The sequence below is a fragment of the Aestuariibaculum sediminum genome (assembly GCF_014596945.1).
Taxonomy (GTDB): domain Bacteria; phylum Bacteroidota; class Bacteroidia; order Flavobacteriales; family Flavobacteriaceae; genus Aestuariibaculum; species Aestuariibaculum sediminum.
Window position 1 is genome coordinate 521,835 of the sequence record NZ_JACVXB010000002.1, and the last position, 15,048, is coordinate 536,882.

Below are 15,048 nucleotides of genomic sequence, written 5' to 3' on the forward strand. Positions count from 1 at the left end.
CTTACAAATATATTCCTTAGCAGCTAATATTGGAAACAAACTTATTAACATTTAAGCAGCGTATCTCTTCTTTCTTATGTAATTGTAAGTAAAACCAAAGATTGCAAGCAATACTAGTGGTAAAGCAATGTTTATAAGTTGCCATTTGGTTTTTTCAGCTGCAATTTTTTGATGGTTTAAAAAAGCTACTTCTATAGTTTTAGAACGAATGTTTATTAGCCCTGTATCATCTAGAAGGTAGTTTACAGCGTTAAGTAAAAACTCTTTGTTTCCGTAAATTTTACCTGTCCATCGATCGAAACCTAATTCTTGAGGTATATTTCTAACAACATCATTTTTTATAACATCGCCGTCGGCAATGACTATCATTTTTGTGGGCACGCTTGACGATTTTTCCTGTTTTAAAGGAAAAGGTTTTACACGATTCTTGTAAACCGACTCAAATTCACCTTCCAATAACACAGCAAGCGGTTGGTTGCCTTTGTTAAATTCTGCTGGGTCTTGTTCCTGGGTTACTAAATCTAAACGTATTTCCTTAGGCATTCCTTCTAGTTTCGACAGTGGTGCGCTTTCTAACAGAATTGTTTTTTTGATATTGTTTTTTAAGGTGTCTAATTGATTCGCAAAATCGAAACGAACTAAATTCAAATTGTTTACAATAGGGTGTATATTATTTGTTGATGCTAAAGGTGAATAGGGCCATCGCAAATGCTGAAATTGAGCGTTACTACCTTCGCCAAAAGCTACGGTTAATGGGGCAGAATAGAAGCTGCTTGTAATAACTGGATTGATACGTACTCCATACTTGAAAAAGAAATCGGTAAGGTTTAAATCTCTAGGTACAGCAAAGTTTCGTCTGTTTTCGTTATATAGACTGTCTTTTTCTATGGCAACTGCATCAACTAACCATAAACTTTTTCCTCCATTCATAGTGTATTGATCTAAAACAAATTTTTCCTCTTCTGTAAAAGCCTCTGTTGGTTTAGCGGCTATTACTAAATCGTAGTTATTTAAATCTCGTAATGATTTTTGAGGATTTTTTGAAACGCTATCTAGTGTAAAAGGAGCGATAAAATAATATTCTCCAATCTTTTTTATAAAATCGGCTATGTATTTGTCATCTATTTCATTATTACCCTTAAGTACTGCAATTTTTTGATACTTTGGTGTGACTAATTTTTTGAAGCCATCGGCAAAGGCATATTCAAGGTGTTGTACCGAGTTAGTAACTAAATCTTGCTGTGATGCACCAATTTTGTTTTTTATAAGCGGAATGCTAACTGTTTGATCGTTATAACTTGCCAAAGCCCAAGGAAAAATAACTGCTTGCGATGTTTTTCCGCTTTCTTGAACATTCAATTGCATCGGGGTTAATCCGCGGTTACTTAATTGTTTAATGTTTCGGTCGCGTGCAGCTTCATCTTCTAACGGATTTATAAAGTTGAATACTATGTTACTGTTTTTAGCTTCAAATTCTTCTAATATTTGACGCGTTTCGTTTTGAAGTCTTCTGAATTCCGAAGGGAAATCTTCACCTTCTAAAAAAACATCAATTAAAAGAGGTGATTTAACTTTATTTACAATGCCCTTAGTTGCCTCGCTTAACGTGTAACGATGGTCTTCAGTTAAATCGAAACGTTTAAAAACTCGCATGCTAATTGCATTTACAAGAATTAAAGCAACTATAAAACCTATGGTATGTGTAATCTTTTTATTCAAACTGGGTTTCTAATTGATATTGTTTTGTACTTATAACTTTATTGTCTTTAAATATGAATTCTAAACACTCTTGGTTCATATTAAAAGCGCCAGGTTTATAGCCTAAATTATAATTCCATTTGTTAGGTGAATTTGCCTTAATAGTATCGTCCCATCCAAACCATTCACTTTTACCTAAAACCGATTCAACTTCAGGTTTGGTTTTACCAATAAATAACTGGTCGCTAATCATTTCGTTACTCATTTCGTAGCGTAAAGCAGGTTTGTTTTTCCAATTATTCGAATCGAAATGTTTTTCATGATGATAACTGGAAAATATATTAATTAACGGATAGAATACGTAAAAGTATATTATAGGCGTTAAGACAATAGCCAATAATAAACTGAGCCATTTTCGTTTATCGATGGTGTTGGTAAACAACCATACTAAAATAAAAACAGCTAGAAAAAAAATAACAAAAAGGGGCGTTATAATCATTTTTGTTCTTTGTTAAGTGTTAATTTGGTAAGCACAATAAATAAAACGGTAATGCTTAAAAAATAAATAATATCTCTGGTATCTAAAACACCTCGACTCATACTTTTATAATGTAAACTCATCCCTAATTGGTCTATAAAATCATTTGAGGTGTAATCGGCAACGCTTTCAAACCCAATGTAAAAGAAAAAGCACAAAAAAACAGCAATTATAAATGATACAATTTGATTGTTAGACAAGGTAGAGGTAAAAATGCCAATGGATGTATATGACGCCACTAAAAACAGCAAACCAAAGTAGGAACCTACTGTACTGCCTAAATCTAAATTTCCAACAGTATTTCCTAATTGATATACAGTATAAACGTATAAAAGTGTTGGTAATAAGGCAATTAAAATTAAAATAAAGACGCCAAAATATTTACCTAAAACAATGTGAGTGTGCGAAATGGGTTTAGTAAGTAATAACTCTAACGTTCCCTGTTTTTTTTCGTCTGAAAAACTACGCATGGTAACAGCTGGAATAAGGAATATTAAAATCCATGGGCTGAGTAAAAAGAACGATGATAAATCGGCAAAGCCATAGTCTAATATATTGAATTCACCCTTAAATAGCCATAAAAACAAGCTGTTAAGGAGTAGAAAAATAGCTATAACCAAATAGCCGATTGGCGCTGCAAAAAATGAGTTAATTTCTTTTTTTAAAATGGCTAGCATTTAATTGGGTTAATGGTTTTATTAGTTTATAATTTGCAGTTAAAATTACTAAGAAAAGTTTCAGTATGTTTCTTGTGTTAGCTCATTTTTACAATTCTTATTAACATTTCTATCACATCGTATGTAATAGGGGCTTAGTTATAAAATTAACACTTACTGTATCCATTAACGATAGCCCCATTAATGTTGAAGCACTACCTACGGTGGCGCTGTTGCTTTTGTAAAGCGCGATTTCTAAAAAGTTGCCAGAATTGAAGACCACCATACCTCGACCTTCATCGTGACGTTTCTCTTCAGGCACATCAAAATTAACAATGTCGCTGTATTTTAAATATATTTTCTTGAATTTATGATTGCGTGCAGAAATTTCAAAAGGTCGTCCTTTTTGAATGGTTTCAAAAAAACTGCGTTTAATATTAGTCACTACATTACCATAATTATCAACATAAATAACGCTACCTATAATTTGTGATTTTTCATCGTTCACATAGGGTAATACATTTCTAATTGGTCTAATCTTAGAGATTGTTTTACCGATTACCTCTAACGTACCTCCGCGGGCAATATGGCAGGCCACTTTTACAAATACATCTAATACAGGAAAACTTGATTGTATTTTGTCATGGATATTAATTTCTACAATTTTTTCAGGGGTAATTTCAGAGCAAAGCATGCTCATTATACCATTGTTTGCGCAAATAAAATAATGGTCGTCTAGCTTTAAGGCGATATGCTTATTTTCTTTGTTGATTTCAGAATCTATCCCGATAATATGAATCGACCCTTTGGGAAAACTACTATATGCATTTTGAATGATATAAGCTGCTTCTAGAATATTAAAAGGAGAAACGGCATGCGAGATATCAACAATTTTAGCATCGGGTAATTCCGTGTAAATAGCTCCTTTTGTCGCGCCAGCAAAGTAATCTTTATCCCCAAAATCGGTTGTTAATGTAATAATCGCCATTGGCAAAATTGTTGATATGTTTTTAGTGTTAGGTGACTCAAATTTATGTATTTTTGAGTAGAAACAGAGTGGCACAAATCTAATAAATCATTTTTTCAGATTAAATATTATTTTAAATTTATATCTGTAATAACCTAAATTTAAACCAACGCTTTTGAACGAAATTATTATCGAACTTGAAGAGATTTCTCCAAAAGAATTTTTTGGAGCTCAAAACATTAACATCGAACTGCTAAAAAAATTTTTTCCAAAGCTTAAAATAGTAGCGCGAGGAAATAAAGTAAAAGCCTTTGGCGATGAAGAATTACTAGAAGAATTCGATCACAAAATCAACATGCTACTCAAGCATTTTGGTAAATACAACAAACTAGACGAAAATACTATTGAACGCGTACTTACTAGTCAGAGTAGCGACGATTACAACACCTCCGAACAAAGTGGTGAGGTTATTGTGCATGGTGTTGGTGGTAAATTAATTCGGGCGCAAACAGCAAATCAACGTAAATTGGTAGAATGTGTTCGTAAAAATGATATGGTTTTTGCTATTGGTCCCGCAGGAACAGGAAAAACTTACACGGGTGTTGCTTTGGCGGTTCAGGCCTTAAAAAATAAAGAAGTAAAACGTATTATTTTAACACGTCCCGCGGTTGAGGCAGGGGAGAATCTTGGGTTTTTGCCAGGCGATTTAAAGGAAAAATTAGATCCTTATATGCAGCCGTTATACGATGCCTTACGAGACATGATTCCAGCTGAAAAGTTAGCGCATTATATAGAAAACGGTACTATTCAAATCGCGCCTTTAGCTTTTATGCGTGGACGAACACTAGACAATGCTTTTGTAATTCTGGATGAAGGACAAAATACAACACATGCACAAATGAAAATGTTCTTAACACGTATGGGTAAAAATGCTAAATTTTTATTAACAGGCGACCCTGGGCAAATCGATTTACCGCGTCGAACAATTTCTGGATTAAAAGAAGCTTTGCTCATTCTTAAAAATGTCGATGGGGTAGGTATTATTTTCTTAGACGATAAAGATGTTATTCGTCACCGATTAGTTAAGAAAGTGATTGAAGCTTATAAAAGTATAGAAAACAGAGATTAATTTGATAATAAGCTGTTTACGTAATTTGGTAGTCATAATTTTGATTTTATGGATATAAAATAGTTTAAATAAATGGCTATTATCAAGCGATAAAAAGGTGTTTAAAGCATATAAATAATTAAATCTCATGGCTGTGTAATGCAAACAATTTGATAAATTTGCAGGATCAAAAACATATAAAATAAAACGAAATTCGTGGCGAGTACAGAAAACACCATAATTGATACAAACTTTAATTTTCCTGGACAAAAAAATGTGTATAAGGGAAAAGTAAGAGAGGTCTATAATATAAACGACGAGCAATTAGTAATGATTGCAACAGACCGTCTTTCGGCATTTGATGTTGTAATGCCTAAGGGAATTCCTTATAAAGGTCAAATACTTAATCAAATTGCAACAAAAATGATGAAAGCTACTGAAGATTTGGTGCCTAACTGGTTAACAGCAACACCAGATCCAAATGTAGCAGTAGGTCATTTATGTGAACCATTTAAAGTTGAAATGGTTATACGCGGGTACATGTCTGGTCATGCGGCACGTGAATATAAGGCTGGAAAAAGAATGCTTTGTGGGGTTACTATGCCCGAAGGGATGAAAGAAAACGATGCGTTTCCTGAACCTATAATAACACCTGCTACTAAAGCAGAGCAAGGCGATCATGATGAAGATATTTCTAGAGAGGATATCTTAAAACGAGGTATTGTTAGTGAAGCCGATTATTTGGTTTTGGAAGACTATACAAGAAAGCTTTTTAAGAGAGGAACTGAAATTGCTGCTGAACGTGGCCTTATTTTAGTAGATACGAAATATGAATTTGGTAAAACTAAAGATGGTAAAATTGTATTAATTGATGAAATACATACCCCAGACTCTTCTCGCTATTTTTATGCAGAGGGGTATCAAGAACGTCAGGATAGAGGAGAAGCACAAAAGCAATTAAGTAAAGAATTTGTTCGACAGTGGCTAATTAGTAATAATTTTCAAGGCTTAGAAGGGCAAACTGTACCAGAAATGAGTGATGAGTATATTTCTTCGGTTAGTGAGCGATATATTGAATTGTATGAAAATATAACAGGTGAAACTTTTGTAAAAGCCGATGTTAATAATATACAAAATCGAATAGAAAATAACGTATTACAGTATTTAAACTAATACTTCAAATTAAAATTATTAAAGCCCTTGTTAAAAAGGGCTTTGTTTTTGGTATTTAGTTTTTTAAAAGTTTATTTTTTCGGTGCGTTTTTACGAATTCTACTTAAAGATTGTGTGGCAATACCTAAATAACTGGCTAAATATTTCTTCGGTATTCTGTTAACTAGTGCAGAGTTTTCTTTTACTAGATTATAATATCTCGATTCAGCAGTCTCAGTCATATTTGTTATTAGCCGCTCTTCCGTAAAATCTTGCACTTCATTAAGCATTTTCCTGGTGAATAAACGCCATGAGTCTAGTGTCATTAATTCGTTGTATTGGTCGAGCGTTACGCGCCACAAAATACACTTTTCTAGAGCCTGTATATTTTCTTTAGTTACAGTTTTATTTATAAAGCTCATTCTTGATGTTACACAGTATGGGGCAGGAATAAAGAATTTTGTAATTTCTTGGTTATTGTGCTTCATAAAATTTCTTAACAAACCTTCTTCAAGAAAAAATAAATAATTACACACCTCGCCCTCAGAAAAAATCGATTCATTTTTCTTATAAACCACTTTTTCGAAAACTGCTGAAATTTTATTCCAGTCTTCCTCTGGTAAAGAAACATAGTGTTCTATAAAGGTTTTAAAAGTGCTTGTCATGTTCTCTGGAAATCAATTTACTACGTTTTGTAAATAAGAAAAGGAATAAGCAAAATTACCTTAAAATATGGAAATATAAAAATTTTTCTACAAGAGAAAATACATTTAAATTCTATTTTTTTAAGCGGCTACTTATTTTATTCACCACACTATAAACAAAGTGATTGGTTTTTGCATAATGAAATGAAATTAAACATACTACAATTATGAAAATAACCGCTCCAATTATGGCTTCAGAAGGTTCTAGCGACTTACTAAACCAGCGCTTTAATCCGTAGCCAGTAAAACTTCCATAAAGGATTATAAAATGAATAACATACATGGATAAAGTTTTTTCTCCTATTTTGGCTATTATCGATTGTTTTAAGAAGCGTTCAAAACTATAAAATAATCCAAATAGAATAAGTACATTTCCAAGTCGCGTAAATAAGTAATTGTAGTCGGCACTGCGTTTTAACAATTCAATACCAGTGAGATCATTTAATTCTAATAGCGCCCAGGACGAATAATACATGAGTAAATAACCTACTAAAAAAAATGTAGCTATAGTTATTATTTTAAATCTGTCTCTATGGGCATGTCTAAAGAATACCGTAGAAATAAAAGCGCCAAAGGCCGAATAACCAAACCAAGGCAAAATGGTAAAAACTGAACCGTTTACTTTGGTCATATAATTAGCTATAATTAACGGAAGATTGGTAATTACTAAATTTCTATACAAGGGTTCAGAAACAAAACAAAGGCATCCAATACTAGCCAAAACAATTGAAAACACATAGGAATGTTTTTTTAATAAAACATGTAAACATACTAGAATAATTAATGCTAAACCGATACATTGAAGAACATCAATAACTAAAAAGTACGTGTTAAAATAACCACTAAACCAACTAATTAAATTTATTCTAAGGCTATAACCAATCCCTAACAATAGTAGACCTCGAGTTAATCCTTTTTTAATTCGAGGCTTATCGTTGCCTTTAGCATGCGCTTTAAGTAACAAATAAGTGAAAACTAAACCCGAAATCGTAAAAAAAACGGGAGCAGTTATACCACGAAAATAAGACCAAATGTTATAAAGCGTATTTGTTTTGTCTCTGTATATAGGGTCAAGCAGCGTATCAATAAAATGCCCCTGAAGCATCATTAAAATAGCAAAAGCTCTAACGGCATCAATAAAGTACAGTCGATTGGATTGCAATAGTTTTTGGGATTTGGTTTCGATATAGATACTATTTAAATTAAATTAAAACGGCCGGCAAATTTATACTAATTTACAATAATGTAATGGTCTTTTTATACATTTCATTTTAAGATTACAACATAACCTTAAAATTGTCCCATAAATTGAACTAAATTATAATTGTGGTTTTCTTTGTAAATAGTATATTAGCACAATCGTGTTAATTTTAAGAAGTACGCAAAAAATATGAATTTAGATTAGATTTTAAGCATTTTTAGTCTTAAAAAGGAAATAAATACGTATTTACATTCTTTAGTTTGCACTTTATTTCAAACCAATTAAACTACAATAACAAACATGTCAAAAAGTAATGCTAAAGCTTATTGGAAAGAGAATTTAAAATACCTCTTTGTCCTATTAGCTGTATGGTTTTTAGTATCCTACGGAGCAGGTATTTTATTTAAGGACGACTTGAATAAAATACGAATAGGAGGATTTAAATTAGGATTCTGGTTCGCGCAACAAGGGTCAATCTATGTTTTTGTAATTCTCATCTTCGTATATGTTCGCCTGATGAATAAACTCGATAAAAAGTATGGATATGATGGTGAATAGTATATTAATGTCACAAGTTTTAGATGTTCAAACCTGGACTTATATTATTGTTGGACTTACTTTTACAATATATATCGGTATTGCGATTTGGTCTAGGGCAGCATCAACCAAAGATTTCTATGTAGCCGGAGGTGGCGTTTCACCTTTAGCAAATGGTATGGCAACCGCCGCCGACTGGATGAGTGCAGCATCGTTTATTTCTATGGCAGGGATAATATCATTTGCAGGTTATGATGGTGCCGTTTATTTGATGGGGTGGACTGGAGGTTACGTGCTTTTAGCATTATTATTAGCACCTTATTTAAGGAAATTCGGAAAGTTTACAGTGCCTGATTTTATTGGAGACCGCTATTATTCAAACACAGCTCGTTTTGTTGGTGTTATTTGTGCACTTTTAGTATCATTTACTTATGTAGCTGGTCAAATGAGAGGCGTAGGTCTGGTGTTTTCGCGATTTTTGGAAGTAGATATAAATACAGGGGTAATGATTGGCATGTTTATCGTGCTGTTTTATGCTGTATTAGGAGGCATGAAGGGTATCACCTATACGCAGGTGGCGCAATATTGTGTACTTATTTTTGCTTTTATGGTCCCAGCCATTTTTATTTCTATTCAAATGACAGGCAATCCTATTCCTCAATTAGGATTTGGAGATAAGTTAGCTGACGGTTCTGGAATGTATTTACTTGACAAATTAGACGGGCTTAGTACAGAACTTGGATTTGCTGAGTATACAGAAGGTTCTAAATCCATGATTGACGTTTTCGCTATAACCCTAGCTTTAATGGTGGGTACGGCTGGATTACCTCATGTTATTGTACGTTTTTTTACGGTGAAACGAGTTAAAGATGCTCGCAAGTCTGCGGGTTTAGCGTTACTTTTAATTGCTATTTTATATACAACGGCTCCGGCTGTTTCCGTTTTTGCACGTACTAATTTAATTGAAACTGTATCTGGTAAACCTTATAGTAATGTTCCGGAATGGTTTAAGAAATGGGAACTAACGGGATTAATAACATTTACCGACAAAAACGAAGATGGTAACATTCAATACTTGGCTGATCAGGATAAAAATGAACTGGTAGTCGATAATGATATTATGGTTTTGGCTAACCCTGAAATTGCGAAACTGCCAAACTGGGTCATTGCTCTTGTAGCAGCAGGATCGTTAGCTGCGGCATTGTCTACTGCAGCTGGATTACTTTTAGTAATTTCGGCTTCGGTTTCGCATGATTTAATCAAGAAAATGATAAATCCAAATATTTCCGAAAATGGGGAGTTAATTGCTGCACGTTTATCTGCTGTTGTAGCTGTAGGTGTGGCAGCATATTTTGGAATTCATCCCCCAGGCTTTGTGGCGGCAACGGTAGCATTGGCGTTCGGACTGGCTGCAGCTTCATTCTTTCCCGCCATAATTCTTGGTATTTTTTATAAACGCATGAATAAGGAGGGCGCTATTGCTGGTATGGTTGTAGGTATTTCGTCTATGATTTTATACATGCTGAAATTTAAATTTGGTTGGTTTGGAGGTGGAGGAAAATCAGACTGGTGGTTTGGTATTTCCCCAGAAGGCTTTGGATCTGTAGCTATGATATTAAATTTTACGGTTTCAATCATTATCATGAAATTTACTCCTGCGCCTCCAGAGGATGTACAAGAAATTGTAGAAAATATCAGAATTCCTAGTGGAGCAGGTGAAGCTTCAAATCATTAATAGGTTAAGACATATTGTCTGTCTAACAAATTACGTTATCTATAGAAAAAATTAAATTCAAAAACATAAAATTTATAATTTGAAAGTCCAATAGTGTGTTGTGGCACACGAACAACTATTCAAAATAATATTGAAACATGAGTAATTATCACATTAAACATTTAGAAGAGTACTATCAAGTTTATAGAAAATCAATACGCGAGCCAGAGAATTTCTGGGAAGAAGTTGCCGAAGAGCACTTTATGTGGCGTAAAAAATGGGATAAAGTTTTAAGCTGGGATTTTAGTAAACCCGAAGTCAAATGGTTTGAAGGCGCTAAATTAAATATTACAGAAAATTGTATCGACAGGCATTTAACAACGCGAGGAGATAAAACAGCCATTCTTTTCGAACCCAATAGTCCTGAAGAACCAGCAGAGCATATTACATATAACGATTTATACAAACGCGTAAATACATTTGCCAATGTGTTAAAATCTAAAGGAGTAACCAAAGGAGACCGCGTATGTATTTATTTACCGATGATTCCTGAGTTAGCTATTTCTGTTTTGGCTTGTGCTAGAATTGGAGCGATTCATTCAGTGGTTTTTGCAGGGTTTTCATCATCTGCATTGGCTGCTAGAATTAATGATAGTGATTGTAAAATGGTAATAACCAGCGACGGTTCCTATCGAGGCGCTAAAACTATTGATTTAAAAGGTATTGTTGATGATGCTTTAGAAGATTGTTCTGGAGTAGAATCGGTTTTGGTAACCAAGCGTATTCATTCGGAAATTAATATGAAAGAAGGACGAGATTTTTGGTTACAACCTTTATTAGATGAAGCGTCAGACGAGTGTAAAGCCGAAATTATGGATGCCGAAGATCCTTTATTTATTTTATATACATCAGGATCTACAGGAAAACCGAAAGGCATGGTACACACGACGGCGGGGTACATGGTTTACAGTGCCTATACGTTTAAAAATGTGTTTCAGTACAGGGAAGAAGATGTTTACTGGTGTACTGCTGACATTGGTTGGATTACCGGGCATAGTTATATCGTTTATGGTCCGTTGGCAAATGGAGCAACATCAGTAATGTTTGAAGGCGTACCAAGTTATCCTGATTTCGGACGTTTTTGGGAAATTGTTGAAAAACATAAAGTAACACAATTTTACACTGCGCCAACGGCTATTAGAGCTTTAGCAAAAGAAGGTGTAGGATATTTAGAGAAATACGATTTATCATCGGTAAAAGTTTTAGGAACCGTTGGAGAGCCCATTAATGAGGAGGCATGGCATTGGTATGATGATAACGTAGGGAAGAAAAAAGCACCTATTGTAGATACCTGGTGGCAAACTGAAACAGGTGGTATTATGATTACACCAATTCCGTTTGTAACACCAACTAAGCCAACCTATGCAACCTTACCATTTATTGGTATTCAACCTGCCCTAATGGATGAAAACGGACAAGAGATTAAAGGCAATCAAGTGGATGGTCGCTTGTGTATAAAATTTCCTTGGCCGAGTATGGCACGTACAATTTGGGGTAATCATCAGCGTTATAAAGATACCTATTTTTCAGCTTATGAAAATAAATATTTTACAGGAGACGGCGCTTTACGTGATGAAGTAGGCTACTACCGAATTACAGGGCGTGTAGATGATGTTATTATCGTTTCAGGGCATAATCTCGGTACAGCACCAATTGAAGACGCTATTAACGAGCATCCTGCTGTATCAGAAAGTGCCATTGTAGGTTTTCCTCACGATATTAAAGGAAATGCGCTTTATGGTTATGTAACTTTAAAGGAAACAGGCGAAAGCAGGGATCAGAATAATTTACGAAAAGAGATAAACCAGGTCATTACGGAGCAGATTGGACCAATTGCCAAATTGGATAAAATTCAGTTTACCTCAGGATTACCAAAAACGCGTTCTGGTAAAATTATGCGCCGTATATTAAGGAAAATAGCTAGTAAAGATACTTCTAACCTTGGTGATACGAGTACGTTATTAAATCCGGAAGTCGTTCAGGATATTATTGATAATGCACTGTAATTAAAAAATTAATCATGACTTAAAAGCTGTCTGACTAGTTTCACTAGTTGGACAGCTTTTTTTCACTAAAACAGAAGTTACTTATTCAATAAGTAGCCCCAATTGAGATGTTTCCGTTTATCAAGACGACCTAAAATTTTTAAAAAAACCAATGCGGTAATAAGTGCATCGCCCGTTGCGGTGTGTCTGTCTACCATAGGCACGTTAAGTTCTTTGCCTAAAAAATCTAAGCTATAAGGTTTAGCGCGTTCCTGATATATTATATGCAATGAACGCTTATATAAAACCCCGGTATCAATAAACTGATTTTTTAATTTTCCCAAGCCATGGCGTTGTAACATTTCATTAATCATACCTTTATCGAATCCGGCATGATGAGCAATTAAAATATCCCCTTTTATATATTTTAAAAATGCTTTAATCGCTTCGAGTTCCGATACTTTATCGACATTATCAGAACGCATTAATCCATGAATTTCAACGGTTTCTGGTTTAAAAACGTCTTGCTTTACATATAACTCAAGCGATTCGTTTATACTTATTTTTTTATCAATAAACGAAACAGCACCTATGGATAAAACCCTGTCTTCTTTTATGTTAAATCCTGTTGTTTCGGTATCGAATGCAACGAAGCGAGTATCTGGAACAGGTTGTTCTTTTTTGTTTTTAAAATAACCTAAATACGCTTCCCAAAAATCGGGATATGTTTCCTTTTTTTTAAACCAGCTAAATAGCTTCATTATCCAAAGTTTTTTAAATCGAATCTTAATATTAAAGATTCTTGAATCTCGTTAATAGGTTTAAAGCATCGTCTTAATTTAAGCTGCTCCTCCTTGTTAAGTGTACTTAATTCTATGAATTTACCTGTGTTATTGTGCAGTATACCTTGTTTAGTTTTAAATTTAGATAAAGCCTTGAACGCATAAGAACAAGATTCGTAAAGTTCTTTATTATTAGGTTCAAGTTCAGCTAATTTTTCAAAACGCTCGTAAGTGCTGTTTACCCCTTTTATTCTGTTGGTCAAAGTGAGTACCCTGGCTGCATCAATTAACGGCATTAAGGCCCGACTTTTTATATTAAAAAGATCTTTTTGGTCGCCGTTTTTCTCCAATACAAATTGTTTGAAAAAAGTTAAAGGTGATGGATTTTTAAGTGCATCACGACCTAAAAACTTAAAGAAAAGTTGCGTTTTATCTAAGGTGTCATAAATCGATTCAGAAAGTTTGAGTGTTAAGGAGTCATCACCGTAGGTTGGACTAAAATCAAAAAATATTGAGGATAAAAGCATGGCTTTTTCGTCTGGATTTAATATCCATTCATTGAACTGACTTTTCCATTCGGTTAAAGATTTACACCACTCGGCATTACTTGCCATCATATCTGCTTCACAATATTCAAATCCTATTTTATTTAAAGATTTGGTTACAAGTTTGGCTAAATCCAGAAAATAAGCTTTTGTTTCGTCGTAAATACCTTCTTTAACATCCTCAAAAATAATGGCATTATCTTGATCGGTGAATAGTAATTGTTCTTTTCTACCTTGACTACCTAGAGACATCCAGACAAAAGCTACCGGAGGTTTGCTAGGCATTTTTTTAATTGCGATTTTTACAGCTCGATGTGTCACGGCATCGTTTATTTGCGCCATTATTTTAAAAATGTGTGAAATAGGAATACTTTGTTCTATATAACTTTTTATTAAGGTTTCTGCTTTTAATCTGGCAGCTCGTAACTCACGTGTACGTTTAGCTCGCTTTATTTCTTTTAGTATAACAGACGGATTATTACCTAGCGAAACAAGAACGTCATGATGTGTTAGTACTCCAATGAGTTTTGAGTTAATCGTTCCGTCTTTGGTAATACACAAGTGCCCGATATTGTGTTTTATCATTTGCAGTTGTCCCTCGGCGACAGTAATGCCTTTAGAGCTAGTTATTACGGGTGAACTCATGATTTTAGTAACCAATGTTTCAATGGGATATCGGCCAGTGGCAATTTTATTTTTTATATCGCTGTTTGTTATAATACCAGATGGGTGATTATTTTCGTTAACCACTATAATGCAACCAATTCGGTGTTTACTCATAATGATTGCAGCTTCTTTTACAGTAGAAGTTAAAGGACAAGTAATAGGATTTTTAGAATAATTAGCGGTTTGAAAATTTACCATGTCCTGATTATTGTTTGGTAAATAGTCTACAAATATTTTCCCTGCTTCTTCCGCGGTGTAGGGGTCGTAGGTGTTTGTTGCAAATGCTGTTATTAAAAACTTTTGAACTCTTGCATTTTTTTGAGTTATTAGTTGAAAGGCATCAATGGGGATTGCGTATACAATGGATTCCTCATTAGCGATCGCCGTAAGTTTATAATTCTCCTTAGCTATAAGAGGCCTAAGTCCAAAAACATCTCCGCCATCGCTTATGTTGATGATTTCTAAGGTATTATTTATAGAGGTATGGTATAGTGTAATCGCTCCATTTCGAGTCATGTAAAAGTGCTCGTTATAATGATCACCTTTTTTAAACAATGTATCTCCTTTATCTAAGTAAATAATAGATACTTGTTTAGAAATTTCAAGTAGACTTTCAGGTTTGATAAAATTAAAAGGAGGATAGTTTTTAATAAAATCGTTAACGCGTTCGGCAATTGAATTTTTCAAGTGTAATAGAATTTATTAGTTGGTTTTAGCATTATTAAATAGAATTAT

General features: G+C 34.0%; 13 protein-coding genes. 5 read left to right on the forward strand and 8 right to left on the reverse strand.

Annotated elements, in window-relative coordinates; translation table 11 throughout:
• Nucleotides 1-51 precede the first annotated feature (51 nt).
• The 4 genes from gldG to ICJ83_RS07005 form a co-directional block, all read right to left on the reverse strand.
• A complete protein-coding gene (gene gldG / locus ICJ83_RS06990; protein WP_223154630.1) occupies nt 52-1,719 on the reverse strand; it encodes a gliding motility-associated ABC transporter substrate-binding protein GldG in 1,668 nt (555 codons plus the stop codon).
• Nucleotides 1,712-2,197, reverse strand: coding sequence for a hypothetical protein (locus ICJ83_RS06995; protein ID WP_188229659.1), 486 nt, complete (start codon nt 2,195-2,197; stop codon nt 1,712-1,714). Before ICJ83_RS06995 ends, gldG begins: the two co-directional genes overlap by 8 nt.
• A complete protein-coding gene (gldF, locus tag ICJ83_RS07000) occupies nt 2,194-2,913 on the reverse strand; it encodes a gliding motility-associated ABC transporter permease subunit GldF (protein WP_188229660.1) in 720 nt (239 codons plus the stop codon). The genes ICJ83_RS06995 and gldF overlap by 4 nt, the downstream gene beginning before the upstream one ends.
• A gap of 112 nt (nt 2,914-3,025) precedes the next feature.
• Nucleotides 3,026-3,880 carry an SAM hydrolase/SAM-dependent halogenase family protein gene (locus ICJ83_RS07005; RefSeq protein ID WP_188229661.1) on the reverse strand — a complete coding sequence of 285 codons (855 nt, stop codon included), beginning with the start codon at nt 3,878-3,880 and terminating at the stop codon, nt 3,026-3,028.
• 154 nt (nt 3,881-4,034) lie between these two features.
• On the opposite strand from ICJ83_RS07005, the gene ICJ83_RS07010 reads away from it, so the two are divergent.
• Nucleotides 4,035-4,988, forward strand: coding sequence for a PhoH family protein (locus ICJ83_RS07010; RefSeq protein WP_188229662.1), 954 nt, complete (start codon nt 4,035-4,037; stop codon nt 4,986-4,988).
• Nucleotides 4,989-5,183: 195 nt separating this feature from the next.
• A complete protein-coding gene (locus ICJ83_RS07015) occupies nt 5,184-6,140 on the forward strand; it encodes a phosphoribosylaminoimidazolesuccinocarboxamide synthase (protein ID WP_188229663.1) in 957 nt (318 codons plus the stop codon).
• A gap of 71 nt (nt 6,141-6,211) precedes the next feature.
• On the opposite strand, the gene ICJ83_RS07020 is transcribed toward ICJ83_RS07015, so the two are convergent.
• Together ICJ83_RS07020 and ICJ83_RS07025 are read right to left on the reverse strand one after the other, a co-directional pair.
• The gene (locus tag ICJ83_RS07020) at nt 6,212-6,784 is read right to left on the reverse strand and encodes a Crp/Fnr family transcriptional regulator (RefSeq protein WP_188229664.1); all 573 of its coding nucleotides are present in this window, start codon (nt 6,782-6,784) and stop codon (nt 6,212-6,214) included.
• A 112-nt stretch (nt 6,785-6,896) separates the two neighbouring features.
• Nucleotides 6,897-7,985 carry a heparan-alpha-glucosaminide N-acetyltransferase domain-containing protein gene (locus tag ICJ83_RS07025; RefSeq protein WP_188229665.1) on the reverse strand — a complete coding sequence of 363 codons (1,089 nt, stop codon included), beginning with the start codon at nt 7,983-7,985 and terminating at the stop codon, nt 6,897-6,899.
• 339 nt (nt 7,986-8,324) lie between these two features.
• Here ICJ83_RS07025 and ICJ83_RS07030 point away from each other — a divergent pair, with 339 nt between their 5' ends.
• The 3 genes from ICJ83_RS07030 to acs all read left to right on the forward strand — a co-directional run bounded on the left by ICJ83_RS07030 (nt 8,325) and on the right by acs (nt 12,341).
• A complete protein-coding gene (locus ICJ83_RS07030; RefSeq protein WP_188229666.1) occupies nt 8,325-8,582 on the forward strand; it encodes a DUF4212 domain-containing protein in 258 nt (85 codons plus the stop codon).
• Nucleotides 8,583-8,589: 7 nt separating this feature from the next.
• The gene (locus ICJ83_RS07035; protein WP_223154632.1) at nt 8,590-10,296 is read left to right on the forward strand and encodes a sodium:solute symporter family protein; all 1,707 of its coding nucleotides are present in this window, start codon (nt 8,590-8,592) and stop codon (nt 10,294-10,296) included.
• A 137-nt stretch (nt 10,297-10,433) separates the two neighbouring features.
• Entirely contained in the window at nt 10,434-12,341 is a 1,908-nt protein-coding gene (acs, locus tag ICJ83_RS07040; RefSeq protein WP_188229668.1) for an acetate--CoA ligase, read from the forward strand.
• Between the two features lie 77 nt (nt 12,342-12,418).
• Here acs and ICJ83_RS07045 read toward each other — a convergent pair whose 3' ends face one another.
• A complete protein-coding gene (locus ICJ83_RS07045; RefSeq protein ID WP_188229669.1) occupies nt 12,419-13,081 on the reverse strand; it encodes a 3'-5' exonuclease in 663 nt (220 codons plus the stop codon).
• Complete coding sequence (locus ICJ83_RS07050) at nt 13,081-15,000, reverse strand: DUF294 nucleotidyltransferase-like domain-containing protein (RefSeq protein ID WP_188229670.1); 1,920 nt, start codon at nt 14,998-15,000, stop codon at nt 13,081-13,083. Before ICJ83_RS07050 ends, ICJ83_RS07045 begins: the two co-directional genes overlap by 1 nt.
• Nucleotides 15,001-15,048 lie beyond the last annotated feature (48 nt).

What these genes read in the sequence shown, in the direction of transcription:
- ICJ83_RS06995 (WP_188229659.1), bottom strand. Translation starts at nt 2,197, where the DNA reads ATGATTATAACGCCCCTTTTTGTTATTTTTTTTCTAGCTGTTTTTATT.
- gldF (WP_188229660.1), bottom strand. Translation starts at nt 2,913, where the DNA reads ATGCTAGCCATTTTAAAAAAAGAAATTAACTCATTTTTTGCAGCGCCA.
- ICJ83_RS07005 (WP_188229661.1), bottom strand. Translation starts at nt 3,880, where the DNA reads ATGGCGATTATTACATTAACAACCGATTTTGGGGATAAAGATTACTTT.
- ICJ83_RS07020 (WP_188229664.1), bottom strand. Translation starts at nt 6,784, where the DNA reads ATGACAAGCACTTTTAAAACCTTTATAGAACACTATGTTTCTTTACCA.
- ICJ83_RS07030 (WP_188229666.1), top strand. Translation starts at nt 8,325, where the DNA reads ATGTCAAAAAGTAATGCTAAAGCTTATTGGAAAGAGAATTTAAAATAC.
- ICJ83_RS07035 (WP_223154632.1), top strand. Translation starts at nt 8,590, where the DNA reads ATGTCACAAGTTTTAGATGTTCAAACCTGGACTTATATTATTGTTGGA.
- acs (WP_188229668.1), top strand. Translation starts at nt 10,434, where the DNA reads ATGAGTAATTATCACATTAAACATTTAGAAGAGTACTATCAAGTTTAT.
- ICJ83_RS07045 (WP_188229669.1), bottom strand. Translation starts at nt 13,081, where the DNA reads ATGAAGCTATTTAGCTGGTTTAAAAAAAAGGAAACATATCCCGATTTT.